This window comes from Synechococcus sp. H55.10, from assembly GCF_047502715.1.
GTDB lineage: Bacteria > Cyanobacteriota > Cyanobacteriia > Thermostichales > Thermostichaceae > Thermostichus.
In genome coordinates this window covers 1-720 of sequence record NZ_JANSJJ010000152.1, presented here as the reverse complement: position 1 = coordinate 720, position 720 = coordinate 1, and the positions used below count along the sequence as shown (strand labels likewise).

Here is a 720-nt window from a genome sequence, read left to right as displayed (position 1 = left end):
GTGCAAACCTTCCACGAACCCTACTACCGGGACTACATCCGCGATGATCTGGGGGTGCGCCTGCAGCAGGCAGGCTGTGAGGTGTTGCGCCGAGAAACCCACTACGTCAGCACTTATATCTTGGCCCGTAAGAGTTGAGCGCCCTTGCCAAAAGCTTAAGAGGGTAAGGAGATTCGCGGTCGCTTGGCCAAAAGCTGTATAGTAGTATCAGACACGAAACCTCGGATAAGAAGCTAAGTCATCAACGCCCTTCAGTGCAAGGCGGTTGGAATCCTTTCTTATCTTATACTTAGGCTCATGTCCCCTCCGTATGGATCCCTCCGTGCCGGCATCACTGCTCTCAAGCAGGAGCGCTACTTAGAGGCGATCAACCTTCTCGAGTCTTTCTGCTACTGCTGCTCGATTCAGGAGAGCTCACCCCGCCAGAAAGAGCGCAACGGTTCCAGGATAGATCCTGAGGAATGCGCTTTGGCGCGGGTAGCCCTGGTTATGGCTTATCAGGGAAGCGGCGACTTGGAGCGCTCGACTGCCCTCTGCCAGGAACTCTTGGAGCAGGGGGAAACCCCTTCAACTCCCCTCTGGGCGCAGGAATGGGCAGCTCAAGCTCTGCCTATCCTCAAGCAGGCTTCAGAGCACTCTATGTCCCCTGAGGAAGTGATAGCGCGGCTACCTGTCCTCCGGCAGTTGCAAGACTGCCAGTCCCTCCGCAGATCTCGCGAT

1 protein-coding gene is annotated in these 720 nt (G+C 56.2%); it reads left to right on the top strand.

The window, feature by feature from the left end; genetic code table 11:
• Positions 1-297: 297 nt before the first annotated feature.
• Positions 298-720 (top strand): hypothetical protein (locus NW858_RS09585; protein ID WP_414520383.1); only part of this gene is annotated, 423 nt, incomplete at its 3' end.